General features: G+C 65.7%; 28 protein-coding genes. 18 read left to right on the forward strand and 10 right to left on the reverse strand.

All coding sequences use genetic code 11. The annotated features are described in order from the left end of the window. Positions 1 to 82: 82 nt before the first annotated feature. The 4 genes from CH291_RS14135 to CH291_RS14145 all read left to right on the forward strand — a co-directional run bounded on the left by CH291_RS14135 (position 83) and on the right by CH291_RS14145 (position 2,680). Positions 83 to 637, forward strand: coding sequence for a hypothetical protein (locus CH291_RS14135; protein ID WP_143545926.1), 555 nt, complete (start codon positions 83 to 85; stop codon positions 635 to 637). Positions 638 to 698: 61 nt separating this feature from the next. After that, complete coding sequence (locus CH291_RS14140; RefSeq protein ID WP_094687853.1) at positions 699 to 1,634, forward strand: NADP-dependent oxidoreductase; 936 nt, start codon at positions 699 to 701, stop codon at positions 1,632 to 1,634. A gap of 263 nt (positions 1,635 to 1,897) precedes the next feature. Beyond that, positions 1,898 to 2,071 (forward strand): hypothetical protein, encoded by a 174-nt coding sequence (locus CH291_RS26785; RefSeq protein WP_179276538.1) that lies wholly within the window; start codon positions 1,898 to 1,900, stop codon positions 2,069 to 2,071. A gap of 84 nt (positions 2,072 to 2,155) precedes the next feature. Next, entirely contained in the window at positions 2,156 to 2,680 is a 525-nt protein-coding gene (locus tag CH291_RS14145) for a permease (RefSeq protein WP_068054006.1), read from the forward strand. Between the two features lie 3 nt (positions 2,681 to 2,683). On the opposite strand, the gene CH291_RS14150 is transcribed toward CH291_RS14145, so the two are convergent. Then, on the reverse strand, positions 2,684 to 3,163 hold the full coding sequence (locus CH291_RS14150) for a winged helix-turn-helix domain-containing protein (protein WP_094687854.1): 480 nt from the start codon (positions 3,161 to 3,163) through the stop codon (positions 2,684 to 2,686). Positions 3,164 to 3,322: 159 nt separating this feature from the next. Next, the gene (gene map / locus CH291_RS14155) at positions 3,323 to 4,096 is read right to left on the reverse strand and encodes a type I methionyl aminopeptidase (RefSeq protein WP_094687855.1); all 774 of its coding nucleotides are present in this window, start codon (positions 4,094 to 4,096) and stop codon (positions 3,323 to 3,325) included. A gap of 104 nt (positions 4,097 to 4,200) precedes the next feature. Between map and CH291_RS14160 the strand changes: the two genes are divergently transcribed. Further along, positions 4,201 to 4,896 carry a GNAT family N-acetyltransferase gene (locus tag CH291_RS14160; protein ID WP_094669943.1) on the forward strand — a complete coding sequence of 232 codons (696 nt, stop codon included), beginning with the start codon at positions 4,201 to 4,203 and terminating at the stop codon, positions 4,894 to 4,896. A gap of 123 nt (positions 4,897 to 5,019) precedes the next feature. Here the strand turns inward: CH291_RS14160 and CH291_RS14165 are convergent, their stop codons facing one another. Together CH291_RS14165 and CH291_RS14170 are read right to left on the reverse strand one after the other, a co-directional pair. After that, a complete protein-coding gene (locus tag CH291_RS14165) occupies positions 5,020 to 5,586 on the reverse strand; it encodes a TetR/AcrR family transcriptional regulator (RefSeq protein WP_094687856.1) in 567 nt (188 codons plus the stop codon). Continuing rightward, complete coding sequence (locus CH291_RS14170; RefSeq protein ID WP_094687857.1) at positions 5,586 to 6,053, reverse strand: nuclear transport factor 2 family protein; 468 nt, start codon at positions 6,051 to 6,053, stop codon at positions 5,586 to 5,588. Before CH291_RS14170 ends, CH291_RS14165 begins: the two co-directional genes overlap by 1 nt. Before the next feature lie 236 nt (positions 6,054 to 6,289). Between CH291_RS14170 and CH291_RS27195 the strand changes: the two genes are divergently transcribed. The 3 genes from CH291_RS27195 to fgd all read left to right on the forward strand — a co-directional run bounded on the left by CH291_RS27195 (position 6,290) and on the right by fgd (position 7,819). Next, entirely contained in the window at positions 6,290 to 6,412 is a 123-nt protein-coding gene (locus tag CH291_RS27195; protein WP_256980847.1) for a hypothetical protein, read from the forward strand. Beyond that, on the forward strand, positions 6,409 to 6,741 hold the full coding sequence (locus tag CH291_RS14175) for a YidH family protein (protein WP_068048031.1): 333 nt from the start codon (positions 6,409 to 6,411) through the stop codon (positions 6,739 to 6,741). The genes CH291_RS27195 and CH291_RS14175 overlap by 4 nt, the downstream gene beginning before the upstream one ends. A gap of 64 nt (positions 6,742 to 6,805) precedes the next feature. Beyond that, positions 6,806 to 7,819 (forward strand): glucose-6-phosphate dehydrogenase (coenzyme-F420), encoded by a 1,014-nt coding sequence (gene fgd, locus CH291_RS14180; RefSeq protein ID WP_032401751.1) that lies wholly within the window; start codon positions 6,806 to 6,808, stop codon positions 7,817 to 7,819. Between the two features lie 12 nt (positions 7,820 to 7,831). Here the strand turns inward: fgd and CH291_RS14185 are convergent, their stop codons facing one another. Further along, on the reverse strand, positions 7,832 to 8,344 hold the full coding sequence (locus CH291_RS14185; RefSeq protein WP_094687858.1) for a nitroreductase/quinone reductase family protein: 513 nt from the start codon (positions 8,342 to 8,344) through the stop codon (positions 7,832 to 7,834). A gap of 162 nt (positions 8,345 to 8,506) precedes the next feature. Here CH291_RS14185 and pta point away from each other — a divergent pair, with 162 nt between their 5' ends. Continuing rightward, on the forward strand, positions 8,507 to 10,630 hold the full coding sequence (pta, locus tag CH291_RS14190) for a phosphate acetyltransferase (RefSeq protein WP_176460418.1): 2,124 nt from the start codon (positions 8,507 to 8,509) through the stop codon (positions 10,628 to 10,630). Continuing rightward, positions 10,627 to 11,808 (forward strand): acetate kinase, encoded by a 1,182-nt coding sequence (locus CH291_RS14195; protein WP_094687859.1) that lies wholly within the window; start codon positions 10,627 to 10,629, stop codon positions 11,806 to 11,808. The genes pta and CH291_RS14195 overlap by 4 nt, the downstream gene beginning before the upstream one ends. Here the strand turns inward: CH291_RS14195 and CH291_RS14200 are convergent. The 3 genes from CH291_RS14200 to CH291_RS14210 are packed head-to-tail and all read right to left on the reverse strand — an operon-like array spanning position 11,805 to position 16,498. Then, positions 11,805 to 14,213 carry a serine/threonine-protein kinase gene (locus tag CH291_RS14200; protein ID WP_094687860.1) on the reverse strand — a complete coding sequence of 803 codons (2,409 nt, stop codon included), beginning with the start codon at positions 14,211 to 14,213 and terminating at the stop codon, positions 11,805 to 11,807. The two genes, CH291_RS14195 and CH291_RS14200, sit on opposite strands and share 4 nt — an antisense overlap. A gap of 12 nt (positions 14,214 to 14,225) precedes the next feature. Further along, positions 14,226 to 15,197 carry a glutamate ABC transporter substrate-binding protein gene (locus CH291_RS14205; RefSeq protein ID WP_094687861.1) on the reverse strand — a complete coding sequence of 324 codons (972 nt, stop codon included), beginning with the start codon at positions 15,195 to 15,197 and terminating at the stop codon, positions 14,226 to 14,228. Then, a complete protein-coding gene (locus CH291_RS14210; protein WP_231893724.1) occupies positions 15,194 to 16,498 on the reverse strand; it encodes a hypothetical protein in 1,305 nt (434 codons plus the stop codon). Before CH291_RS14210 ends, CH291_RS14205 begins: the two co-directional genes overlap by 4 nt. An 86-nt stretch (positions 16,499 to 16,584) precedes the next feature. Between CH291_RS14210 and CH291_RS14215 the strand changes: the two genes are divergently transcribed. Continuing rightward, positions 16,585 to 17,433, forward strand: coding sequence for an NUDIX hydrolase (locus CH291_RS14215; RefSeq protein ID WP_068048051.1), 849 nt, complete (start codon positions 16,585 to 16,587; stop codon positions 17,431 to 17,433). A 4-nt stretch (positions 17,434 to 17,437) separates the two neighbouring features. On the opposite strand, the gene thiE is transcribed toward CH291_RS14215, so the two are convergent. Next, a complete protein-coding gene (gene thiE, locus CH291_RS14220) occupies positions 17,438 to 18,130 on the reverse strand; it encodes a thiamine phosphate synthase (protein WP_068048054.1) in 693 nt (230 codons plus the stop codon). 158 nt (positions 18,131 to 18,288) lie between these two features. Between thiE and thiO the strand changes: the two genes are divergently transcribed. From thiO to CH291_RS14255, 7 genes are all read left to right on the forward strand, one after another. Then, the gene (gene thiO, locus CH291_RS14225; RefSeq protein ID WP_094688067.1) at positions 18,289 to 19,341 is read left to right on the forward strand and encodes a glycine oxidase ThiO; all 1,053 of its coding nucleotides are present in this window, start codon (positions 18,289 to 18,291) and stop codon (positions 19,339 to 19,341) included. Next, entirely contained in the window at positions 19,338 to 19,553 is a 216-nt protein-coding gene (gene thiS / locus CH291_RS14230; RefSeq protein WP_037186702.1) for a sulfur carrier protein ThiS, read from the forward strand. Before thiO ends, thiS begins: the two co-directional genes overlap by 4 nt. A 4-nt stretch (positions 19,554 to 19,557) precedes the next feature. Then, a complete protein-coding gene (locus CH291_RS14235; RefSeq protein ID WP_094687862.1) occupies positions 19,558 to 20,307 on the forward strand; it encodes a thiazole synthase in 750 nt (249 codons plus the stop codon). Between the two features lie 488 nt (positions 20,308 to 20,795). Next, positions 20,796 to 21,758: an ABC transporter ATP-binding protein gene (locus tag CH291_RS14240; RefSeq protein ID WP_094640986.1), complete on the forward strand. Its 963-nt coding sequence runs from the start codon at positions 20,796 to 20,798 to the stop codon at positions 21,756 to 21,758. Beyond that, complete coding sequence (locus CH291_RS14245) at positions 21,758 to 22,528, forward strand: ABC transporter permease (protein WP_068048066.1); 771 nt, start codon at positions 21,758 to 21,760, stop codon at positions 22,526 to 22,528. Before CH291_RS14240 ends, CH291_RS14245 begins: the two co-directional genes overlap by 1 nt. A 26-nt stretch (positions 22,529 to 22,554) precedes the next feature. After that, positions 22,555 to 24,012, forward strand: coding sequence for a M28 family peptidase (locus tag CH291_RS14250; protein WP_094687863.1), 1,458 nt, complete (start codon positions 22,555 to 22,557; stop codon positions 24,010 to 24,012). A 37-nt stretch (positions 24,013 to 24,049) separates the two neighbouring features. Then, positions 24,050 to 24,871 carry an adenylate/guanylate cyclase domain-containing protein gene (locus tag CH291_RS14255; protein WP_094687864.1) on the forward strand — a complete coding sequence of 274 codons (822 nt, stop codon included), beginning with the start codon at positions 24,050 to 24,052 and terminating at the stop codon, positions 24,869 to 24,871. Here CH291_RS14255 and thiD read toward each other — a convergent pair. Further along, positions 24,833 to 25,687 carry a bifunctional hydroxymethylpyrimidine kinase/phosphomethylpyrimidine kinase gene (thiD, locus tag CH291_RS14260; RefSeq protein ID WP_068048074.1) on the reverse strand — a complete coding sequence of 285 codons (855 nt, stop codon included), beginning with the start codon at positions 25,685 to 25,687 and terminating at the stop codon, positions 24,833 to 24,835. The two genes, CH291_RS14255 and thiD, sit on opposite strands and share 39 nt — an antisense overlap. Between the last annotated feature and the right edge of the window lie 105 nt (positions 25,688 to 25,792).

The following is a 25,792-nucleotide window of genomic DNA, read 5'->3' on the forward strand; positions in this document are numbered from 1 at the left end:
GCCACTGCATTGCAGCACCTCCCGAGCTCGATTCCGAGCCGGTGTCCGTTGGCTGAGTGTTGACCCAGTGGGGATGATCGACATGAACGACGCTTTTCGCTTCGCCGCTTCGTGCAGTTCACCGAGGGAACTGATCGCCCGACTTCAGTTCGGGATGACGGAATTGTGGCCCCAAGGCGCGGCAATTCCCGTCCGCTGGCATTACATGGCAGACATGATCGATTCGGAGCGAGGCTTGCTCGCCGAATTGGACGGTGCGGTGTCGAGTCCGGTTGTGGATGTGCTCGCCGCGACAGCAGAATTGTGTAGGCAGTCGGCGACCGAAGCTGTGCCCCAGTCGGATTGGGCACTTCTTCGTCGTGCTGCGGCATGGCTCGATCGGAGTTGTTCCGAGACCGATCGTGCGCTGCTCTCGGTGGCAGAAGAAGTGGCACTGACAGGGCTCGACGGAGTGGAGCCGGACTTCTCGGTCGTGTCATGGCTGTGTCTGGAGATGCTCGCGCAGTTCGAGGCAGGCCGGGAAACAATCGACTATTGGGTCGAGCGCGCGAACCTGACGGAGTCGAGTGTCGTTCTTCACCGCGCAGGTTCGGTCCTGGAGCGGGACGAACGAAACCAGCTGTCCGTGGCCGTCTGAGTCGTCGGACAATGAGGGTCTGACCGGAACATTCTCCACCGTGTCGGTCGTTGTGCTTTGCATGACAAAAGCAGCAGTTGCAGCGTCCTACGGTGGTCCGGAAGTCGTCGAGATCGTCGAACGAGAATTACCCGAACCCTCCGAGGGCGAGGTTCTGGTCGAGCTGAAGGCGATCGGAGTCAATCCCTTCGACTTCAAGAGCTACAGCGGTGCGTTCGGTACCGACGAATCGAAGCTCCCGATCGCCCTGGGCAGTGAGGCGTCCGGAATCGTGGTGGCAGTCGGCGGCGCTGCCGAGGGCCCGGGCGGTTCGATAGCCGTCGGCGACGAGGTGATCGTCTCCGGCGTGAACGGCACGTACACCGAGAAGATTCTCGCGCCCGCGCGCTTCGTGTTCCCGAAGCCGGCGAATCTGGATTGGGAGGTCGCCGCCGGGGTGCTGGCCGTTGCCGGAACAGCCTACGACGCACTGGAATCCGTCGGCGTGAAGAGCGGCGACACGGTGCTCGTGCACGGGGCTGCGGGCGGTGTCGGATCTGTGGTGGCTCAGCTCGCGACGGCGCGTGGTGCCACCGTCATCGGGACTGCTCGCGCTCGGAATCACGAAGCGCTGCGTGCCTTCGAGGTCGAGCCGATCGAGTACGGCGACGGATTGCTGGACCGCGTGCGGGCGGCCGCACCGAACGGCATCGACGCAGCCATCGACACGGTGGGCACCGACGAGGCCATCGACGTGTCTCTCGAATTGCTCACGGATCGAGCAAGATTGGTGACGACGGCAGCCTTCGGGCGGGCCTCGGCAGACGGGTTTTCGACCGTCGGTGGGCCGGCGAGCATGGAGCGTCGACGCCTCGCCTCCCCGGTGCTGCTGGAGCAGGCGGGTGCGGGGGTGTTCGAGGTGACGGTGGCCAAGACCTTCCCACTCGATGACGTCGCCAGGGCGCACGCCGAACTGCAGACGGCACACCCTCGCGGGAAGTTCGTCCTGATTCCCTGATTGTTCGGGTAACTTCACACCCTTTCTCCCGACCGATCACTCGAACTCGGGTCAGATCAAGGGTGATCGGTCGGCATAAGGGGTGTGAGGTCTCGGCCGCTCGAGTCGTCAGGCATCGCGGGGTTGTCGGCCCGGCCGGTATCGACGGCGCTCAGGCGGTCCTGCGGCAGTTCGCTCGGGAGTCTCGTCCGTCTTCGAGGTCGAGGATTCTCGTTCGGCGGCCGATGCGCTCAACACGGTGCAGCTCGATTGGGATCGGCTCCGTGCTCACGCTTGTCGGTGCAGCACTCGCGTTCCTACAACGCGATCTGGCATGGATGTGGATCGGACTGTCGGTCGGTCTACTGGCACGAGCTCTGTGGCCGTATCGCACTGCTTCCGAGGGACGCGAATCCGGCGAGAGCCCGCTGGTCGAAATCTCGGCCCGCCGGACCTAGTTTTCGTCTTCGCGGACCTTTTCAGTTAACGATCGGGTCTCGACACGACCGGGGCACTGCTGTGCAGGCTCTACGATTGTCGGCATGACTGCCGATCCGACCACGCCCGCACCGTCGACCAGCTCGGCGAACTGGAAGAGGCGGGGCATTCTCGTCGGAGCCGGCATCGTCCTGCTGTTGATCGCCTACTTCATCCTGGCAGCGTTCCTTCCGCGCTGGTGGAGTCTGCGGGTGGAGACCCTGGCCGACCGCACGTTCACCAAGGGCATTCTGTGGGGCCTGCTGTTCGGCATCGTCTGCACGTTCGCGCCGCTGGTGTTCTTCTGGAGCGCCTGGTCGGTTCGGAAGGGCAGGGCGGGCAAGCAATTGGCGATCGGCTCGGTCATCCTGGCCGTCGTCACGGCCATCCCGAACCTGTTGACGCTCACGATCGTTCTCGGAACCAGCAACGCCGCTCATGCCGGCGAACGCACCCTCGACACCAGCGCGCCTGGCTTCCGCGGCGCTACGGCCCTCGGGGCCCTCATTGCCGTGGTTCTGTTTGCCTTGCTGGTGTTCGTGGTGGTCCGGCGGAAGCGTCGCCGCAGAGCTGCTGCTCTGTCGCAATAACTCTCAGGCGCTGCGCAATACCGTCGGTTGCGTGATGACGCGGATTCCCGGTTCCGGGTCGAAGCGATAGCCGGTTCCCCGGACCGTGGTGATCAGTCGACCGAACTGACCGAGTTTGGTGCGCACTCGGGAGAGGTGGACGTCGACACTGCGTCCGCCGTCGGAGGTGCTGAGTTCGGATCGTCCGACCACGACCCGAGGGTGCCGCGCCAGGTAGGCGAATATCTCGAACTCGGTGTGGGAGAGACGAACGCTCCTGCCGCCGAGGATCACATCGCGGGCAGGCAGATCGATCACCAGTGGAGCGTTGAGCCCGCTGACGCGTACATCGAAGCGCGTCAGGATCTTCGCGTGCGGGGCGTAGCTCTTGGCGGCACTGCGTAGGGCATCGGCGAGTGCATGCAGCTGTGGTCGAGTCAGTCCCTGCAGGGACGCCGTGCCGGAATCGGAGATACGGACGACGACGGTCGCTTCGGTGCTCATGATGGATGGCTCCTGTGACAAGGGTGCTGCGGATGCTGGACGGATGGTCAGCGGGAGCAGCGACAGTTCTCGTTCACAGTCACAGGCTCGTCGGCTAACGGCAGTTCCGCCAGGGATCCACTCACCGTGATCGCAACGGTTGACCCCGTGGCCGTCGACTCAGGATTTCGGCAACGTCATGATCTCTGCACCGTCGTCGGTGATGATCACGGTGTGCTCGCTGTGCGCGGTGAGGCACCCCGTCGTGCTCCGCAGGGTCCAGCCGTCGGGGTCGGTGACGAGTTCGGCGGTGTCTTCCATGACCCACGGCTCGAGAGCCAACATCAAGCCGGGGCGGAGGCGGTAGCCGCGGCCGGGCCGTCCGGAGTTGGAGACGTGGGGATCCTGGTGCATCGTCGAGCCGATGCCGTGGCCGCCGAACTGCATGTTGATCGGGTAACCGGCAGCGCTCAGCACCGTGCCGATGGCGTGCGAGATATCGCCGATCTTGTTGCCCGGTCGAGCTGCTTCGATTCCGGCGGCCAACGCCCGTTCGGTGGCATCGATCATCGTGAGGCTTTTCGCGGGCTTGTTCTCGCCCACGACGAAACTGATGGCCGAGTCCGCAGCGACGCCGCCGAGGATCACGGCCAGGTCCAGCGTCAGCAGATCGCCGTCAGCCAGCGCATAATCGTGTGGAAGGCCGTGCAGCACAGCATCGTTGACGGAAGTGCAGATGTAGTGACCGAACGGACCGCGGCCGAAGGACGGCGCGTAGTCGACGTAGCAGGACGTCGCCCCGGCTCCTTCGATGATGTCCTTGGTCCACTGATCGATCTCGAGCAGGTTGGTGCCGACTGTGGCGCGTTCGCGGACGGTTCGGAGAATTCCGGCCACCAGAGCGCCGGATTCGCGCGCGAGGGGGATCTTGGTGGGGGGAAGAATTTCGATCATGTGGAGCCTTTCGCCGTGTGCCGAACAACGATACCGGTATAAGTATTGGTGACGAGCCCGACGGCACGCATAGCCGTGAGCCGGATCGTGCGACGCTGTCTGTCGTGTCTGCTCATCCTCTCGACGATCCCGTTCGCAATTCCCTCGAGGGCCCACTGTCGCGGTTCGCGGTCCGGCGCGGACGGATCATGCGTGCCGATCCTGCGGTGTCTCCGTTTCTGGTGCACCCCGACGTCCTCGAGCCCAAGGACTGGGACGACATCGCTGCGCTGTTCGGCCCACGAACCGTCGTCGGGCTGAACGGTCCGGAACGCATACTGCCCGAGGGGTGGTCGCACCTGGAGACCTTCGGTCTGGTGCAGCTCGTCGGCACGCACCTGGAAACGCGGCCCTTCGCCGAGGCGGTCGAGCTGACAGCAGCGGATGTCCCGGAGATGCTCGATCTGGTGGGCCGCACCGAGCCCGGTCCGTTCCTGCCCCGCACCATCGAACTCGGCACGTACCTCGGTGTTCGACGCGATGGCGCGCTGATCGCGATGGCAGGCGAGCGCATGCATCCACCGGGGTGGACGGAGATCAGTGCCGTCTGTACCGACCCGGCGTTCCGTGGGCAGGGGTTGGCCACCGACCTGGTTCGAGCGGTCGGTCACGGAATTCGCGCCCGCGGTGAGGAGCCGTTCCTGCATGCGTCGGACGCGAACGTGCGCGCCATCGAGCTCTATCTCTCCATCGGATTCGAGTTGCGCCGCACCTCGCACCTGACGTTGGTGAGAACTCCGGAACGTGCGCTCGACGCCTGACGTCGGAACAGCGGTATCTCTTCGTCGCCTTGCCGTCATTGTGTGTCCACGAACAAGGTGAGGCCGGGGTTCGGTCGCGCGGGTGTTCCGGGGGCGGCAGACCGGTCGACCGCAAGAGCCCGCTCAGGGAGCGGGGGCGAGCAGGCGCTGCTCGGTGCGGTCGATGATCCGCAGGAAGGTCGCGTGGTCGCCGTAGGCACGGGCCAGGATCAGTCCGCCCTGAATCGACGCGACCGCGTCCAAGGCACGGGCCGCCGCCTCCTGGGTCGAGAGCCCGCCGCGTTGCAGTGCCTCGGCGAGAGCGTCGACCCAGTCCGTGAAGTAGTTCCGGACCGCTTCGGCGAATGTTGCCTTCTCCTGACCCAGCGTGATCGCCGCGAACAGGCACACGCTTTCGCGGGTCATGAAGTAGTCGGTGACCTCCCGTGACATCGCCTCGATCGCGCTCGTGGTGTTCTCGGTGGTGCGCAAGGGAACGAAGATCTGTTCCTCGAACCACTTGCCTACCTGCTCGAGGACCGCACGGGCCATGTCCGTCTTTCCTGCGGGAAAGAAGTGGTAGAGGCTGCCCCTGCCGAGCCCGGTCTCCTGCTGGATGACGGAAAGAGAGCCGCTCTCGAAACCGCGCTTGCGGAACACGTCGGCGAGGGCTCGGACCGCATCCGAGCGTTCGAGGACAGTTCGGGCCATTACAGTCCGAGGTCACTCAGGCCGGCGTGGTCGGCGGGACGGGGGCCGGATGCATCCCAGAAGAACTTGCGGTCGGACTCCGTGATCGCGACGTCGTTGATGCTCGCGTGGCGGTGCGTCATCAGTCCGTCCTTATCGAAGTGCCAGTTCTCGTTGCCGTAGGCGCGGAACCATTGTCCGGTGACGTCACGATACTCGTAGGCGAAGCGAACGGCGATCACGTCGCCCGTGTGCGCCCACAACTCTTTGATGAGCCGGTAATCGAGCTCGCGGTCCCATTTGTCGGTGAGGAACTCCACGATCTCGGTGCGGCCTCGAACGAAGGTCGTGCGGTTACGCCACCAGCTGTCCTCGCTGTACGCGAGAGAGATGCGCTCGGGGTCGCAGGTGTTCCACGCGTCTTCTGCGGCGCGGACTTTCTGGATGGCCGTGGCCTCGGTGAACGGCGGAAGCGGAGGACGAGACATGTGGGCTCCTATCGAAGCAGTCGGGTGCCAGTCGGGTGCCAGTCGGTACAGTGTGTACTGATCGATACACACTGTACCAAAAGGTACAGGCGAAGCCAATGGCTTCTTCTGACTGCTGATGCCCTCGCGCAGCGTGCAATCCGACCGATAGGGTCTGCTCGAACTCGAGTTCCGGGAGCGGACGTGGTGACTGTGGGGTTGCGCCGACAATCGATCAGTGGCTCCCGCTGGACGTGATGCGTCCCAAGAAGGACACTGCAGTGGTGCTCACTCTCCGCCGCATCTCGCCGGTCTTCACCCCCGACGACCCGGACCAGGTTGCCCATCTGATTCGCGAGCGCATGACCCCACGGGCGTGACGCGCCCCGACGAGCGGTTCACACTCGCCAGCGAACGCACATTTCTCGCCTGGCTGCGAACCTCTCTCGGCCTGCTCGCCGGCGGAATCGCGATCGTCCACCTGGTTCCCGATTTCAGCACCGGGTGGGTTCGGACGGCGCTGGGCCTGATTCTGATCGGTCTTGCTGCGGCGGCACCGATCATCGGTCTGCGACGGTGGATGCGCGTTCGCGATGCCCTCGAAAGTGGTGCACCGATGCCCGAGTCACGAGATCTGTGGATCTTCGCGGTAGGTATCGGCTTCGTAGCGGTACTGGCGGCAGTGGTCACGGTTCTGGGGATCCAGTAGAGCGTGGTGAACCACCACAGGTGCACAATCGAAGAACTAGGACGACCAACGACAGGAGTTCGGCGTGGCGCAGGGTCTCAAGCTGGGGTACAAGGCATCGGCGGAGCAGTTCGGACCGCGTGAGTTGGTCGAGCTCGGTGTGCTCGCCGAGCAGCACGGTATGGATTCGGCGACGGTCAGCGATCACTTCCAGCCGTGGCGGCACGAAGGCGGTCACGCACCGTTCTCGCTTGCCTGGATGACGGCCGTCGGGGAGCGGACGAACACGATTCAGCTCGGCACCTCGGTACTGACGCCGACGTTCCGTTACAACCCGTCGGTCATCGCGCAGGCGTTCGCGACGATGGGTTGCCTGTACCCCGGACGCATCATGCTGGGTGTGGGCACCGGAGAGGCGCTCAACGAGATCGCGACCGGATTCACCGGCGAATGGCCGGAGTTCAAGGAACGATTCGCGCGCCTGCGTGAGTCGGTGCGGTTGATGCGTGAGCTGTGGCTCGGCGACCGCGTCGACTTCGAGGGCGAGTACTACACCACCAAGGGCGCGTCGATCTACGACGTCCCCGAGGGCGGTATTCCGGTCTACATCGCGGCCGGCGGACCCGTGGTGGCGCGGTACGCAGGACGTGCGGGCGACGGATTCATCTGCACGTCGGGCAAGGGCATGGAGCTCTACACCGACAAGCTGCTTCCGGCCGTCGAAGAGGGCGCGGGCAAGGCCGAGCGCGACGCCGGCGAGATCGACAAGATGATCGAGATCAAGATCAGTTACGACACCGATCCCGAACTGGCGCTGGAGAACTGCCGTTTCTGGGCCCCGCTGTCACTGACGCCCGAGCAGAAGCACTCGATCGACGATCCGATCGAGATGGAGAAGGCCGCCGACGAGTTGCCGATCGAGCAGGTCGCCAAGCGCTGGATCGTCGCATCGGACCCGGACGAGGCAGTGGAGAAGGTCAAGCAGTACACCGATGCCGGCCTGAATCACTTGGTGTTCCACGCGCCCGGACACGATCAGAAGCGGTTCCTGGAGCTGTTCGAGAAGGACCTGGCCCCGCGCCTGCGCAAGCTCGGCTGAATCCCGAAGAGACTAGAGATCGGCCGCGAGTGCGAACAATCGCATGTCGCGGTCGGTCCGGGTCTCGTATTCGCCGTAGACCTCGACCATCGCGTCGAACTGCCGGTAGATACGAGCCTTCTCGTCGCCGGTGATCCGGGTGGCCGTCACCGGAATCTTCTTGCCGCCGATGGCCACCACGGCCTTCGGGTCTGCGAGGAGGTTCGACGTCCACGCCGGGTGGTGCTGCTGACCGAAATTGGATCCGACGACGTAGATCTTGTCGCCCTCCCGGTAGTACAGCAGCGGACTCGTCCTGGGCTTGCCGGATTTGCGGCCGGTGGTGGTCAGCAACACCACCGGAGTCGCGATCGGCCCGAGGACGGTGAAGCGGCCGTCGGATTTGGTCAAGAGCCACCGGTCGACGCCTGCGAGGTTCCGGATTACCCACGAACCGGGCTTCGTCGACGCGAACTTCACGGCGGGCTTGCGGATGAACGATGTTTCGCTGCCCCAGCGCACATCCGGGAACGGTGATTCGGCCATGGTTCATGGGACAACCCGACCGCGCCCGGTGTCAACACCCCACCTGCTGGGCAGGAGTGGAGCCTGCGGAACGAGCCCTACCAGCCAGGAGTGGAGCCCGCGGAACGACCCCTACTAGCCAGGAGTGGAGCCCGCGGAACGACCCCTACTAGGCTGGCGGTCATGGCTGAGCCCAGCGGCACCGACGCGTCGGACATGTATCCCTCGAGCATCTACATCGCGTCACCGGAAGGGGATACCGGGAAATCGACCATCGCGCTCGGTGTGCTGCAGATGCTCGCCGCTTCCGCGGCCCGGGTGGGGGTGTTCCGTCCCATTGCTCGATCGACCGACGAACCCGATTACATCCTCGAGTTGCTCGTCGAGCACACCACCGCAGATCTGACGTACGAGCAGTCGCTCGGTGTCACGTACGAGCAGGTGCACGCCGATCAGGATGCAGCGCTCAGTGAGATCGTCAATCGCTATCACGAGGTGGCGTCCCAGTGCGACGCCGTGGTGATCGTGGGCAGTGATTACACCGACGTCGGCAGCCCCAGTGAACTCGGCTTCAATGCGCGCATCGCGGTCAATCTCGGTGCCCCCGTGTTGCTTGCGCTGCGCGGGTCCGGTCGCATGCCCGACGAAATCGCGCAGTTGGCCACTCTGTGCCAGGGCGAACTGCGTCAGCATCATGCCCACCTGGCTGCGATCGTGGCGAACCGTTGCGCCCCCGAGGATCTCGATGCGGTCACCGACGCGTTGGCGTCGGTCGGCGTGCCCGCGTGGTCTCTGCCGGAGATTCCGCTCCTCGTCGCGCCGACGATGGCGGAACTGCTCGAGGCGGTGGACGGCAAACTGTACTCCGGTGATTCGTCGTTGCTGCAGCGAGAAGCGTTGCGGGTCATGGTCGGTGGCATGACGGCCGAGCACATCCTCGAACGCCTCACCGAGGGCGTCGTCGTCATCGCGCCTGCAGATCGATCCGACGTATTGCTCGCCCTCGTCAATGCCCATGAGGCGGAGGGCTTTCCGTCTCTCGCCGGAATCATCATGAACGGCGGCATCGAGCCCCATCCGGCGATCGCTCGTCTGGTGGCAGGGCTCGGCCCCCGGTTGCCGATCCTGACCACCGAGCTCGGCACCTTCGACACCGCTTCTGCTGCAGCGCAGACGCGCGGCCGCGTGGCGGTGGGTTCGCAGCGCAAGGTGGACACCGCGCTAGGTCTGATGGAACAGCGGGTCGACGCGAAAACTCTTCTGGAGCGGCTCGACATCGCCATTCCCACCATCACGACCCCGCAGATGTTCGAGTACCAGCTGATCCACCGGGCGCGCGCCGATCGCAAGCACATCGTGCTCCCCGAGGGCGGCGACGATCGCATCCTCCGGGCTGCCGGACGTCTGCTGCAGCGTCAGGTTGCGGACCTGACGATCCTCGGCGAGGAAGGCCCCATTCGACGACGCGCATCGGAACTGGGCGTGGATCTCGACAGTGCGACGGTTCTCGACCCCAAGAACTGCGACTACGCCGAGGACTTCGCGGCCGAGTACACCGAGCTGCGCAAGCACAAGGGTATGACGATCGACCGTGCCCGCGAGATCATGGCCGACATCTCGTACTTCGGAACGATGATGGTGCACAAGGGAATTGCCGATGGCATGGTTTCCGGTGCGGCGCACACCACCGCACATACCATCAAGCCGTCGTTCGAGATCATCAAGACGACCGAGGGCGTGTCGACGGTGTCGTCGATCTTCCTGATGTGCCTGTCCGATCGTGTTCTCGCCTACGGTGACTGCGCAGTCGTACCCGATCCGACGGCTGAGCAGCTCGCCGACATTGCCGTGTCCTCGGCGCAGACCTCGGCCCAGTTCGGGATCGAACCACGGGTGGCCATGCTGTCGTACTCCACCGGCGAATCCGGTTCCGGAGCGGACGTCGACAAGGTGCGGCAGGCCACAGCGCTTGTGCGCGAACGCAATCCGGAATTGCTCGTGGAGGGTCCGATCCAGTACGACGCGGCGATCGAACCGTCCGTCGCCGCGTCGAAGTTGCCTGATTCCGACGTGGCAGGCCGAGCGACGGTGTTCATCTTCCCGGACCTCAACACCGGCAACAACACCTACAAGGCCGTCCAGCGCAGCGCCGGCGCGGTTGCCGTCGGGCCGGTTCTGCAGGGCCTCCGCAAGCCCGTCAACGATCTCTCGCGCGGTGCGCTGGTCGAGGACATCGTCAACACCGTCGCCATCACGGCGATTCAGGCACAGGGCATCGCCGCCGCGGCCGATCAGGAGGGCAAGTGAGCATTCTCGTCGTCAACTCCGGTTCGTCCTCGGTCAAGTTCCAACTCGTAGACCCCGGCTCGGGGGAGTCCGTGGCCAGTGGGCTCGTCGAGCGCATCGGTGAATCCGACGGCCGAGTCGAACTCGACTACCGGGGCGAGAGTGTCGAGCGAATCCAGCACATCGACGACCACGGTGCCGGTCTCGCACTGGCCTTCGCGATGCTCGCCGACGCAGGCGTCGAACTGGAATCGGTAACTGCGGTCGGGCATCGCGTCGTCCACGGCGGGACCGTGTTCTACCGGCCGACGATCATCGACGACGCCGTCGTGCAGCAGATCTCGGACCTCAGTAGTCTTGCACCACTGCACAATCCGCCGAACGTGCTGGGCATCGAGGTCGCCAGGAAGCAGCTGCCCAACGTGCCGCACGTGGCAGTGTTCGACACCGCCTTCTTCCACTCCCTGCCCGACGCGGCCGCGACCTACGCCATCGACGCGAACGTCGCCGCCGAGCACGACATCAGGCGCTACGGCTTCCACGGCACCTCGCACCACTACGTCTCGGACCAGGTGGCGCAGTTCCTGGAACGCAATCTCGCGGAGCTGAATCAGATCGTGCTGCACCTGGGCAACGGGGCCTCGGCCTCGGCCGTCGCCGGCGGCAAGGCGGTCGACACCTCGATGGGACTGACTCCCCTCGAAGGTCTGGTGATGGGTACCCGCAGTGGGGATATCGACCCGGGGGTGATTCTGCATCTGCGTCGCAGTGCAGGCATGAGCGTCGACGACATCGATACCCTGCTCAACCGTCGCTCCGGGTTGATCGGACTGTCCGGGGTCAACGACTTCCGGCAATTGCAGCAACGGATCGACGACCGCGACGCCTCCGCACGCTTGGCATACGACGTCTACATCCACCGTCTGCGCAAGTATATCGGTGCGTACATGATCGGGCTGGGCCGGCTCGACGCCATCACGTTCACCGCCGGTGTCGGCGAGAACGCCGCAGCAGTGCGCGCCGATGCCCTCGCGAATCTCCAGGGCTTCGGCATCGAGATCGACCCAGAGCGTAATGCGCTGCGCAGCAAGCAGGCTCGGGTGATCTCCACCGACTCGTCGACCGTCACTGTGCTGGTGGTGCCCACCAACGAGGAGCTGGCGATCGCTCGGGCAGCGGACAGCCTGGTACGCAGCTAGAACAGCGAACGCGGCCGAATGGCGTTCGCCAGGTCCACCAACGAGAAACGGTGGGCGCGATCGGTGGCGTTGCGGGCCAGTGCCCTCAGACCTTTCTCGGTGCCGCGCCGCAAGCCGTCCTCGGTGAACGGGACACTGAGAATGGGTTCTCGCTCGGCGGTGGCGGCGTGGCCGGAGACGATCCAGTCCAATGCCATCGCCAGTACGAGTGTCCGCATCTGCAGCGCCCGGCTCTCGGCTTTGGGCAGCAACGCCACTCGCCGTGCAGCAGAACGGAAATCGGATTCGGACAGCTCCGCTCGTGAGCGGTCCATCAGCAGTGTCAGCACGCTGGTCATGCGCGCCATCGAGTAGTGCCGTGAGCTGATCGGCACCTGATCGAGGGCAGCGATTGCCCCGGTCTGATCTCCGCGCCGCTGCAACTGCCGGGCTAAGCCGAACGCCGAGCTCACGATGCCGCGATTGGTCCGCCACACCGCTCGATACAGTCCTTCGGCGCGGGCCCGCCACTTCTCGGCTTCCTCGCCGTTGCCCGCAGCCGCATGGCCGAGCAATTCCGAGGTGGCTCCGAGAGCGAGCTTGGGTGCGAGTTCGCCGGGCATCGCGCCGAGTACGTTGTCGAAACTCGTGAACGCAGAATCGTATTCGTGATGCAATAGCGCGATCAGGCCTGCGTACCACTGCACTCGCCATGGATCCGCGGTGTGGTCGGTCGACTGCACCTTGGCCAGAATGTCGGTTGCTTCGACGACGTTCCCCAGATCCAGATGGGCCTTGACCTCGGCGAGGGTGATCTCGAGGCTCAGTTCCACGGGACTGGAGGACCCTGCGGAACGGCTCGATTCGGCTCCGGGGCTGACGCGTTCGATACCGTTGCGTTTGGCGTGCTGTAGCGAGTCCAGGGTCTGTCGAGGTTCGACGTGTACAGCCGCTGCCAGTAGCGGCGCGCTCGGGTCGTTGGGGTCCACCAGCGGAACCGGAAGCGCAGCAACCACTTCCGCGGCCGTCATTCGTTCGTGCCGTACCGTGCCGTCGACGTAGGTGTCTGTTCGTCCCACCGACTGCTCGGTGCCGAAGGTCGTACGCGGCGGGCTGAACACCGTCGACAGCCCCGGCCGCTCGACACCCGTCCTGATGGCCAGAATCTCACGCAGCACACCGGTGGCCTGCCCGGCGAACTCGTCCGCGGATCGGAACCGTCGAGTGGGATCCTCGTGTGTCGCGCGCAGCAACAGTCGATGCAGGGACGGAAATTGCTGTAGCACTTCGGATTCCTCGACCGAGGGGAGGCCGTCGAGGTACTTGCCGTTCTTCGACGGCATGTCCAGGGTCAACACCGCCAGCGTGCGGCCGACCGTGAAGATGTCCGACGCCACCGTCGGTCCCGTCTTGACGATCTCCGGTGCCTGGTAGCCCACTGTGCCGTACAGGTAGCCGTAGTCCTCGATACCCGCGACCGCACCGAGGTCGATGAGTTTGATCTGGTCGTCGGAGACCATGATGTTCTCGGGCTTGAGGTCGTTGTAGACCAGTCCGATCGAATGCAGATAGCCCAGTGCCGGAAGCACTTCGAGAACATAGGCCAGTGCCTGCTCGACGGGTAGGCGTGCTCCGTCGCCGCACGAGGTGAGGATGTCGCGCAGTGACCGGCCGCCGACGTACTCCATGACGATGAAGCCGACGGTCGACCCGTCGCTGCGGGGTTGCTCGACGAAGTTGTAGATCTTCACCACGCCGGGATGGGCGACCTCGGCGAGGAATTGCCGCTCTGCAACCGCGACGGCATGGGCCTCTTCGTCACCGAAATGCAGCAGTCCCTTGAGCACCACCCAGCGGTCGCTGACGTTGCGGTCGATGGCGAGGTAGATCCAGCCGAGTCCGCCGTGCGCGATGCAGCCCTGTACGTCGTACTGGCCGACCACGCGGTCGCCCGGTTCCAACAAGGGAGTGAAGTCGAACGTTGCGCCGCAGTGCGGACAGATGCCCATCGCCACGTCGGGCTCGTCCGGTTCACTGCGGCCCACCTTGGCGTTGCACTTCCAACAGAACCGCTTGTGCTGCGGCACCGTCGGATCCGACATCACGGCCGTGGCAGGATCGATCGGTTCGACGCGAGGCACTTCCACCAGACCGCCGCCGAGTCGCCGCCGAATCCCGGTGCTGCGCGATCGACCGGACCTCGACCGACCCGTCTTGGAACGGGTGGAAGCGGAGTACGACGCATTCGATGGCGGGGTTCGATCGTCGACCGGTGACCGCGAGACGGCCTGAGTGCGCTCGACGCCGTCCGTTCCCGAGACTGCTTGCGTTCTCGACACTGCCCGGGTGCGCTCGCTGTCGTCGGTGCGCGAGACCGCCTGTGTTCGCTCCGCCGGGGCCGTTGCCTGCTGTTCGTCGTCGTCCATGTTCCTACGCCCCTAATCGCTGTACGACGCGCTGGGCGGACCGGGGGAGGGGCCGAGCACGGTCAGCCACCGGTTGTAGATGCGATTCCACGTGCCGTCGGAGCGGATGCGTGCCAACGTGCCGTTGACGAACCGCACCAGATCCTCGTTGTTCTTGTTGATTCCCACCCCGTACGGCTCCGGGCTCAGGCTGTCGCCGACGATCTCGAGGTACGGATCCTGTGCTGCCAGACCAGCGAGGATCGCGTCGTCGGTGCTGACGGCGTCGACCTGCCGTTGCTGCAGCACCACAAGGCAATCCGACCACATCGGTACCGTCACCACGGTCGCGGCGGGCTGGACGCGCTGGAGGCGTCGCAGCGAGGTGGTGCCCTCCACGGCGCACACCCGCTTGTTCGCCAGGTCCTCGACTCCGCGGATGCCCGACCCCTGCACCACCAGAACACGGTGCTGCGCTTGGAAGTACACGGTGGAGAACTGGACGTCCTTGCGGCGAGCGCACGTGATGGTCATGGTCTTGACCACCATGTCCACCGAAGAATTCTGCAGAGCTTCGAGCCGCTCCGCGGAGGTGAGGATACGGAAGTCCAACCGGTTGGGATCGCCGAACAGGTCTCGTGAGACTTCCCGTGCGATGTCGACATCGAAGCCGACCAGTTGCCCGGTCATCGGGTCGCGGAAGCTGAAAAGGTTGCTGCCCGTGTCCAGTCCGACGACCAAGCGGCCCTTGGCGCGCAGTGCGTCGACGGTCGGTTGCGGCGGCGGCGGAACATCGGTGCCGGCAGCCAGTGGTCGCAGGCTGGCGGTGGGGCGGGCGCACTCGTCGTCGGCTGGGCTCTCGGTGGGCCGCGCGGCGACGGACGCGCCTTCCGGCAGCGGCGGTTCGGTGAACGTCGTCTCGACCTGCGGCGCAGAGTTCTCGGGCGGTGCACAGCCGACCAACAGGGCGGTGACCAGGATGCCGACGGCGAGTAGACGTTTCACAGGTACTCCCGCAGTCTCGGGAACAGGCCGACGCCGAAGGCAACCGACGCGACGACGGTGAGCACGTACGCGCCGTTCGACAGCCCGGACAGCACCCATACCGATCGGTCGATGTTGGACCGCAGTTCGCTTCGCGCATTCTCGATTCCGTCGACCAGAACGCTGTCCAGTGCGGTGAACGCGGCCGCGGAATCGGACTCGCCGGTGCCGGTGGCAATGGAGACCGCACCGTTGAAATCGCCGACCTCCAGGGCGGAATCGATTCTGGAATGCGAGACCGACCACGTGTTCAGTGCATCGATCACCGCGGTGTCGCCCTGGAACATCTCCGTGAGCCGAGAGACGTTCGCGTCGAACGACTGTCCGTAATCCTGACCGCCGCCGCGACGGGCGAGATCGAGAGTTTCGTCCGCTCTGGCCTGTTGCGCCAGAATGAAACCCGTCGTGTACGACTTCAGCGGAGACACGCCGCGGTCGATCGCGCGATCGGTGGCGATCGAGGAAATCAGTCCCACCACCAGCATCCAGCCGAGCAGGCCGGCGACAGCGACTGTGGCAGCGAGGAATCCGACGTTCAACGTGCGGCGAGTGGTCCGCGACAGGTACCACTGGGCCACGCCGGTCATCAGCAACAGGAACACCAGCGAGCCGATCGCGAACAGCGGCGGACTGGTGAATCGTTCCTGATCGGCCGACACCCGCGACGCCTGCTCGGTGTACAACTTCTCGGCCAGCGGCAGCAAAGTCGTCTGCATCATCGTCGACGCCTCGCCGAGATAGGCCGCGCCCACCGGATTTCCGCTGCGGTTGTTGGCTCGCGCCGTCTCGACCAGACCGCTGTACACCGGTAACCCGGCGGCGATCTGCGTCAGCACCGCGCTGGTGGCCGCGTCGTTCTCGGCGACCCCGGCCGAGGCCGCGATCAGCTCGGACGACGCCTCGCCGAGTGCCTGCGAGTAGCGCTCGCGCACCTCGGGCGGCTCGAGACCGCCGGCGATGAAGGCGGTGGCCGCAGCTGCATCCGCCACCGACAGTGCCCCGTACAGATTCTGTGCCGAGTTCGCGAAGGGCTCGGTCCGCACCAACAGGGTGCCCAGGGTGTCGACCCGATCGGTCACGGCCGTGGACGCGAGATTTCCGACCGTCAACGCCAAGAACACCAGCGCGGTTCCCATCGCGACCAACCGCGCAGGCGTCGAACGCATCGTGTATCGAACCGGCGGCTTGCCTGCAGCGGCACCGACGTGTGTAGCCGTTGTCGGTGGGACGGCAGCGGAGGGGGTAATGCCGGCCGCGATCACGCACCCGAGCATATAAGCAGGCGGACCGTACTGCAGCCACTACAGCGCAGTCACTACAGAAGGATGATTCCCCTACGCTGGAGAGCATGCGTGGTGACGGGGACGGTTGGGTGATCGGTACGGACGGTTCTCGGCACTGGGGAAAGCACGGTGCCGCCGGACTGTTGCTGCGTGCACCGTCGAACGAGCCGTCGAACACCGGTGAGCCGATGGTGCTGCTGCAGCACCGAGCGTTGTGGAGCCACCAGGGCGGAACTTGGGCACTACCCGGCGGAGCTCGCGATTCCCACGAGAGCACCGCGCACGCGGCGGTGCGCGAAGCCCACGAAGAAGCCGGTATCTCCGACGAACAGGTCAGGGTGCGCAGTGAGCGCGTCACCGCCAGTGTCGAGAGCGGCTGGTCGTACACCACCGTCGTCGCCGATACCGACCACCCTCTGACCACCGTGCCCAACGGCGAGAGCACCGAACTGCGCTGGGTGCCGGAGTCGATCGTCGACGAACTCCCGTTGCACCCGGGTTTCGCGTCCAGTTGGCCGTCGCTGCGCACCGTGCCGCTGCGGGTGCTGCTCGACACCGCCAACGTGCTCGGCTCGCGACCGAACGGGTGGTGGAAGGACCGCGCCGGATCGACCGGTGCACTGCTGACTTCGCTCGCCGAGACGCTGCCGCGCACCGTCGAACTACCCAGCGGTCAGTACGGCTGGCTCACCCGCATCGAAGCCGTGCTCGAGGGCCAGGCCAGGGACGCGGTCGTCGACGACCCCCGAACCCGGACGATTCTCGCCGACGGCAGCGGCGACGACACCCTCGCTGATCAAGCACACCGGGGCGGAGACCTGACGGCGATGGTCACCGCCGACCGTGGACTACGCGACCGGCTGCCGGAGTCGGTCCAGGTCCTGACGCCGTCGTCGGTTCTTGCGTGGCTGTAGCGCTCTAAGCCTGCAGCGCCTGAACCAACGAACGAGCGGCCGCCTGCGGGTCCCTGGCCTCGGTGATGGCGCGAACCACCACGATGCGGTCGGCACCGGCTGCCTTGACCTGATCCACATTGGTCGCGTCGACGCCGCCGATGGCGAACCACGGCCGCTCCGGTAGCGCGTCCGCAGTCGCCCGCAGAGCCTCGAGCCCGGCGGCCGAGCGGTTGGGCTTGGTGGGCGTCGGCCACACCGGACCGACGGCGAAGTAGTCGACGCCGTCCTCGATCGCGGCGAGCGAGGACTGGGCGCGGTTCTGCGTCGAGCGCCCGATCACCACGTCCGGGCCGAGGATCTGCCGTGCGTAGTGCACCGGTAGATCGCCCTGGCCCAGATGCAGCACGTCTGCACCCGAGGCCAACGCCAGATCCGCGCGATCGTTGACCGCCAACAGTGCCCCGTGCCGTTTGGTCGCGGCGAGCAGAATCGCCAGCGCAGCGAGCTCGTCCTTGGCCTCGAGGGGGCCGAACTCGCGCTCGCCCGCAGAGTTCTTGTCGCGCAGCTGGATGATGTCGACGCCACCGGACAACGCGGCCTCGGCGAACTGCGCGAGATCGCCCTTGTCGCGCCTGGCATCGGTACACAGGTACAGGCGAGCGGACGCAAGACGCTCACGGGGAGTCTGATTGCGGGCGGTCTGAGATGGATGCACAAAGCGAACTGTATTCTCATGGTGGCCGCCACCGACGACGGAGTGGCCGAGAAATCGCGGGAGTCCCAGGGATCGTGGGGCTGAGAGTGGGTTCGCCGCCCTTACCGTCAATACCTGAACCCGATCATGCGGGCGCAGGGAGTGAGGACGTGAATCGCGTGTACATCGTCGTTATCGGCGGAGGCGTCATCGGGCTGTCGACGGCGCTGCGCCTGGCCGAGGACGGTCATCGGGTCGTCGTTCACGATCCCGCGCTGGGAAAAGGCGCGTCGTGGGTCGCGGGCGGAATGCTGGCACCGTTGTCCGAGGGGTGGCCCGGCGAACACGAACTGCTGCATCTCGGTGCCGCGTCGTTGGCGCGCTGGCCGGAATTTGCCCGACGCCTTCCCGGCCCCTCGGTGTTCTCCGCAGCAGGATCGGTGACGGTTGCCCTCGACTCCGCCGATGCGGCCGATCTACGCACCATCGCCGAATGGGTGGGCGAGCAGGGACACGAACTCGAGATTCTGGGACGGGCGCAGCTGCGTGAGCTCGAACCTGCTCTGGCGCAGAACATTCGACTCGGCCTGCTGGCTCCGACCGAACTGTCGGTGGACAACCGGGCGCTGATCGCCGCGCTCGAGCAGGGATGTCTGGACGCGGGCGTCGAGTTCGTGGTTAGCTCGGTCGACGCACTTCCCGACGCCGATCAGGTGGTCCTGGCCGCCGGTTCTCGCTGTTCCGCACTGTGGCCGACACTGCCGGTGAGGCCGGTGAAAGGCGAGATCCTGCGGCTGCGTCGTAGGCCCAGCTCCGCACCGCCGCCGCACCGCACCATTCGCGGAACCGTGCACGGACGTCCGATCTACCTGGTGCCACGCGGCGACGGATTGGTCGTCGGCGCAACACAATACGAATCCGGTGAGGACACCCAGGTCACCGTCGCGGGAGTACGAGACCTGATCGCCGACGCCGAACGACTCATGCCGAGCATCGGCGAATACGAACTGTACGAAACCGCTGCCGGCCTACGGCCGATGAGCCCCGACGGACTCCCGATCATCGGCAGACTCGCCGAAAACGTGGTCGTCGCCACCGGACACGGCCGCAACGGCATCCTGCTCGCGCCCATCACCGCCGACGCTGTCACCGCGCTGATCTCCGGTGACGCCCTGCCCGAGGCGAAAGCAGCCACACCCGAACGCTTTGCACACATCGAGAGGACACCATGACACAGGTCGCGATCGGCATCACCGTCAACGGCGAGGATCACCTGCTCACCGAGGACATGACCATGCGTCGGCTGCTCGAATTCCTGGGCCTGCCCGAGAAGGGTATCGCCGTCGCCGTCGACGGGGCGGTACTGCCCAAGAGTCGCTGGGACACCACCAGCGTCGAAAAGGGTTGGACCATCGACGTTCTCACCGCAGTGCAGGGTGGTTGAGGGCATGGCGGGTTTGACGATCGCGGGCCGCACCTTCACTTCCCGCCTCATCACCGGCACCGGGGGAGCGGCGAATCTCGCAGTGCTCGAGGAAGCCCTCGTCGCGTCGGGAACCGAACTGACCACCGTCGCGATGCGCCGCGTCGACGCCGCGGGTGGGACGGGAGTGCTGGATCTGCTGCGCCGGTTGAACATCGCGCCGCTGCCGAACACCGCTGGCTGCCGTGGTGCGGCCGAAGCAGTACTCACCGCGCAGCTCGGGCGTGAGGCGCTCGAAACCGATTGGGTGAAACTCGAAGTGATCGCCGACGAGCGAACCCTGCTGCCCGACGCCATCGAATTGGTCAAGGCCGCAGAACAACTCGTGGACGACGGCTTCCAGGTGCTGCCGTACACCACCGACGACCCGGTCCTGGCGAAGCGACTCGAGGACATCGGCTGCGTGGCCGTCATGCCGCTCGGCTCGCCCATCGGAACCGGTCTCGGCATCGCCAACCCGCACAACATCGAGATGATCGTCGACGCCGCCTCGGTGCCGGTGATCCTCGACGCGGGCATCGGCACCGCCAGCGACGCCACCCTCGCAATGGAACTCGGCTGCGATGCGGTGCTGCTCGCGACCGCGGTGACCAGGGCGAAGGACCCGGCACTGATGGCGTCGGCGATGCGGAACGCGGTGGCCGCGGGCTACCAGGCCAGGCATGCGGGCCGAATTCCGAAACGATTCTGGGCGCAGGCCAGCTCGCCCATGTGATCACCTGCGTTGCCTGGGGTGCTGCGTTGCCTGGGGTGCTGCGAATCCGGCAAACGCGCGCGCGTTCGTGAAACGCGTGCGGAATAGTGGCGGGTACTGGGGCGATTCCGCGCGCGTCTGGCAAACGCGCGCGCTTTTGCGGCCTGCCCCAGGTCGCCGACGCCGCCGACACTCATATGGCTGCGTGCCGCCGACGCTGCTGCCTCCTCACCTCCGGCAAACGCGCGCGCGTTCGTGAAACGCGTGCGGAATAGTGGCGGATACTGGGGCGATTCCGCGCGCGTCTGGCAAACGCGCGCGCTTTTGCAGCCTGGCCCAGGTGGCCGCGTGCCGCCCAGGTGACCGCTGCATTGTCTGCGGCCGCACGCCCATGTGACCGCGTACCGCCGAAGTGACCGACTGTCTCAGGGTTGGGTCATCCGAAAGGATGATGCAACTGACGACTGTGGGTCGATGTGCGGACGTCGTCGATCGGGGACAGTTGTCCCATGATCGAAGTGACAGGACTGACCAAGCAGTACGGCGCGGTGACGGCGGTCGACAACCTCACCTTCACCATCAAGCCCGGCATCGTGACCGGATTCCTCGGTCCCAACGGCGCAGGCAAATCGACCACTATGCGGATGATTCTCGGTCTCGACCGCCCCACCTCGGGAACGGCGACCATCGAGGGCAAGAGCTACAGCCACCTGAAGCAGCCACTGCGTACCGTCGGCGCTCTGCTCGACGCCAAGTGGGTGCACCCCAATCGCTCGGCGCGTGCGCATCTCGAGTGGATGGCCGCCTCCAACGGCATTCCGAAGTCCCGCGTCGACGAGGTGCTGCGGCTGGTGGGCCTGTCCGAGGTCGCGAAGAAGAATGCAGGCGGCTTCTCGCTCGGTATGTCGCAGCGGCTCGGACTCGCGGGCGCATTGCTCGGTGACCCCAAGGTGCTGCTGTTCGACGAGCCGGTCAACGGACTCGATCCCGAGGGCATCGTCTGGATCCGAAAGTTCATGCAGCGCTTGGCAGCCGAGGGCCGCACGGTGCTGGTCTCGAGCCACCTGCTCTCGGAGATGGCGCAGACCGCAGAGCACCTCATCGTCATCGGACGCGGCAAGTTGATCTCCGATTCGACGGTGCAGGAATTCATCGACCACGCTTCCGAAGCATCGGTACGCGTGCGTAGCCCGCAGCTCGACGGACTCCGCCAGGCCCTGACCACCGCCGGTCTCACCGTGCGTGAGCCGGACAAGACAGACGAACTTCAGCCCTCGTTGGTGGTGCTGAACTCCACGACAGACGCGATCGGCGACATCGCCGGTCGAGCTGGAATCACATTGCACGAGTTGGCCTCTCAGCGCGGCTCGCTCGAGGAAGCATTCATGAAACTCACCGGAGACACAGTGCAATATCACGGCGCGGGAGCCGAAAACCCCAACAATCAGCAAGCAATGGGCGGTGCACTCTGATGGGCGTCTTGGCAGCAGAAAGAATCAAGTTCACCTCGACCAAGTCGCCGTGGTGGTGCAGCGCGATCATCGTGGTGCTCGGTCTCGGGTTCGCGGCAATACTGGGGTGGGCTGCACAGTTGGCCACCGACACCGATGCGCCCGAGGGCATTCCGCCCACGACGGCAGCCGACGTCGTAGGACTCGGCGTCGGAACGTTCGGTTCGATGGTGCTGATGATCCTGGCCGCGTTGACCGTGACCAGCGAGTACCGTTTCGGACTCATCCGCACCACGTTCCAGGCCGTGACCAACCGAGGATCGGTGCTGGCGGCCAAGGCCCTGCTGGTCGGTGTCTACGGTGCGATCCTGTCGTTCGTGCTCGCCGTCATCGGGCTCTACCTCGCCAAGGCGCTCGCCGGTGAGCAGGCAGGTGCGCTGCTGGGCTTCGACATCGATGGAACCTGGCGCATCCTGTACGGCACCGCCATCCTGGCGTTCGTCCAGGTGGTTCTGGCCATCGGCGTCGGCGCTCTCATGCGGCAGTCCGCCGGAGCAATTGCCATCCTGCTGCTGTGGCCACTGCTCATCGAGAACCTCGTCGGGGTGATTCCGACGGTCGGCGAGAAGATCCAGCCGTTCCTGCCCTTCCTCAACGCCAATCACTTCCTCGGATCCGGCGGCGGCGTCGATTTCCACTGGGGTCCGATCGGCGGCCTGATCTACTTCGTCGCCTTCACCGCGGTGATCTTCGGAGCAGCGGTGTTCGTCGTCAATCGTCGGGACGCCTGACGCCGCTCGCCGGTAGGGTGTCCGCTATGCGGATTTCCTTGCTTGCAAGTAGCGCTGTCACTGTCTTGATTCTGGCCGGTTGCTCGTCCACCTCGGACGAGGAACCGGCCAGAGTTTTCGCTACACCCGACGGGCCTGGCCTGGCGGAAGCGGTCACCGAGGAGGCGTTGGTGGGGCACCTCGAACAACTGGAAGCCATTGCCGCCGAGAACGACGGAAACCGCGCGGCCGGCACCGCCGGGTACGACGCGAGTGTCGATTATGTTGTCTCGCAACTCGAATCGGCCGGGTTCGAAGTAACCACTCCGGAATTCGATTTCGACACCTTCGAGGCGCAGACCCAGACCCTGTCGGTGGCGGGTACCGAGATCCCGGTGTTCGCGCTCAGTTACTCGCCGACCACCACCGCCGAGGGGATCACCGCACGCGTCGTCGGCGCTCCCGCCGGTGCAGACGGCTGCGAGGCGACCGACTACACCGGCCTCGACCTGGCCGGAGCCGTTGCGGTCGTGCCGCGCGGAGTGTGCCCGTTCGGTGTGAAGCAAACTGTTGCAGCGGAACTGGGAGCGGCCGCCGCGATCATCGTCAACAACGAACCGGGACCGCTCGATTCGGGCACACTCGGCGACACCGACACCGCTCGGATTCCGACCGGCGGCGTCAGCCAGGAGGACGCGGCGGCCGTTCTGGCCGCACCTGAGGTGACGCTGACCCTCGTCACCGAGACCGAAACGACCACCAGCCGCAACATCATTGCGCAGACCACCACCGGTTCGACCGAGAACGTGGTGGTCACCGGTGCACATCTGGACAGCGTCCCCGAGGGTCCAGGCATCAACGACAACGGAACCGGTACCGCGGCAGTGCTCGAGACCGCACTGCAGATGGGTAGCGCCCCCGAGGTGACCAATGCGGTGCGCTTCGCGTTCTGGGGTGCCGAGGAGAACGGACTCGTCGGTTCCACCGAGTACGTCGAGGGCCTGTCCGACGAGGACAAGCGAAACATCGGGCTGTACTTGAACTTCGACATGATCGGCTCGAACAATGCCGGTTACCTCGCCTACGACGGAGACGACTCCGACCAGGTGGGTGAGCCCGCCGGACCGGCCGGATCCGACGCCATCGAGCGCACCTTCGTCGAGCGACTGGCGACCGAGGGCGTAGCCGTCGACGGCACCGATTTCGACGGTCGCTCGGACTACGGCCCGTTCATCGAGGTCGGCATCCCGGCCGGTGGTGTGTTCAGCGGAGCGGACGAGAACAAGACCGCCGAGCAGGCCGAGAAGTGGGGCGGCACCGCGGATCAGACCTTCGACGAGAACTACCACACCGATCAGGACACCCTGGCGAACGTCGACCGCGCAGCATTGGCGAAGAACGGCGCGGCGGTGGCCTATGGAATCGGCGTCTACGCGCAGTCGGTGGAGGGGCCCAACGGGGTTCCGGTGGGTGCTGCACGCGAGGCCGCTCGCGCCGAAGGATGAGGGTAAGTATGTGTAACCGTGGGTTACGCTCGATGCTGTGAACGCAGTCGTCTCCTCGGTCGTGGAGTGGGTCCGCACCACCAATCGAGCGCCCGCGGTGGTCGGGGCGGTTCGGCGTGTGCGCCGCGCACTACCCGGTGACCCCACGTTCGGCGATCCACTGTCGATCGACGGTCCGGGCAGAGCCATGGCCGTCGCTCGCGTCGCCGACAGGTTTCTGGCTGCGAACGGCCTCGACGACGAACCCGGTGCGTCCCGCGAAGTGGGCCTCGGAGCATTGCAGGTGTGGCAGGCGGTCCTCGAACGAGCCGGCCGAGGCCGCGGCGAGCACGACGTCACCATCGTGTTCACCGACCTCGTCGGGTTCTCGTCGTGGTCGCTGCGGGCCGGCGACACCGCCACCCTGACACTGCTGCGCAAGGTCTCCAAAGCCGTCGAACCCGAGGTCGCATTCCGCGGTGGCCACGTCGTCAAGAGACTGGGCGACGGCATCATGGCGGTGTTCGCAGATGCGGGCAAAGCAGTCGACGCGGTCTTCGCGGCCCGCGAGGCCCTGAAGGGCGTCGACGTCGACGGCTACACCCCGACGATGCGCGTCGGCATCCACACCGGCAGCCCGCGGCAGGTGGGATCGGACTGGCTGGGCGTCGACGTCACCGTCGCCGCCCGGGTCATGCAGACGGGCGGCAACGGCAACATCATGATCTCCGCGGCGGCCCTGGAGGGGGTACCGCCGGAGGTGCTCGACGCCTTGCGCGTGGTCTCCAAGCCCTATCGACGCAGCTTCTTCGCTCCGAAGATCAAGGGCGCACCCGACGACCTACGCATCCTCCGACTCGTGCAGTCGCCACAGTGGTGACACCGGTCCGTGGCCCGCGCCCAGATCGTAGGACGCGGCCAAACAGCGGGTGACCCACTCCTTGCCGAACGCCACCGCGTCGGGCATGGAGTATCCGTGCGCCAGCGCCGATGCGATCGATGCGGCGAGGGTGTCGCCGCCGCCGTGATCGTTGCCGGTGTCGATGCGTTCGCTGGTGAATTCGAGGAAGGTGTCGCCGTCGAACAGCAGGTCGGTGCTGTGGGTCGACGTCCGCAGGTGACCGCCCTTGACCAGGGCCCACTGCGCGCCCAACCCGTGCAGGGCCTCGGCGGCGCGGTGCGCGCTGGAGTCGTCGACCACGTCGATGCCGGTGATGAGCCGCACCTCGTCGAGGTTGGGGGTCACCAGCGAGGCGATGGGAAACAGGGTGTGGCGGATGGCGTCGAGGGCCTCGGCGTGCAGCAGAGGATCGCCGTGCATCGACGCGCACACCGGATCGACGACCAACGGAACCGGCTGATCGCGGCCGATACCGACTTCGGTGCAGACTGCCGTGACCGCGTCGATGATCGCGGTGGAGGCCAGCATTCCGGTCTTCGCTGCGCCGACGCCGATGTCGGAGACGACGGAGCGAACCTGCGCGGCGACGACGTCCGGCGGAATCTCGTGGAAGCCCGTCACGCCGACGGTGTTCTGGACCGTGACCGCAGCGACCGCGACACAGGCGTGCACGCCGAGCAGTGCCATCGTTCGGCTGTCCGCCTGGATTCCGGCACCGCCACCGGAGTCGGTTCCGGCGATGGTCAGCGCGCGGACTGGAGTCTCGCCGTTGGGCGTGAGCGGTAGGAACTTCACGAGAGAAGACAGTACCGGCGCGAGGGGAGACGGGGGTCGCGCCCGCGTAATCGGATTGCCGAGTCCGTGGCGAAAACTTGGGCAGGTCTTGAATGTTGTTGTATC

This window comes from Rhodococcus sp. 14-1411-2a (assembly GCF_002259485.1).
In the GTDB taxonomy this organism is placed as follows: domain Bacteria; phylum Actinomycetota; class Actinomycetes; order Mycobacteriales; family Mycobacteriaceae; genus Rhodococcoides.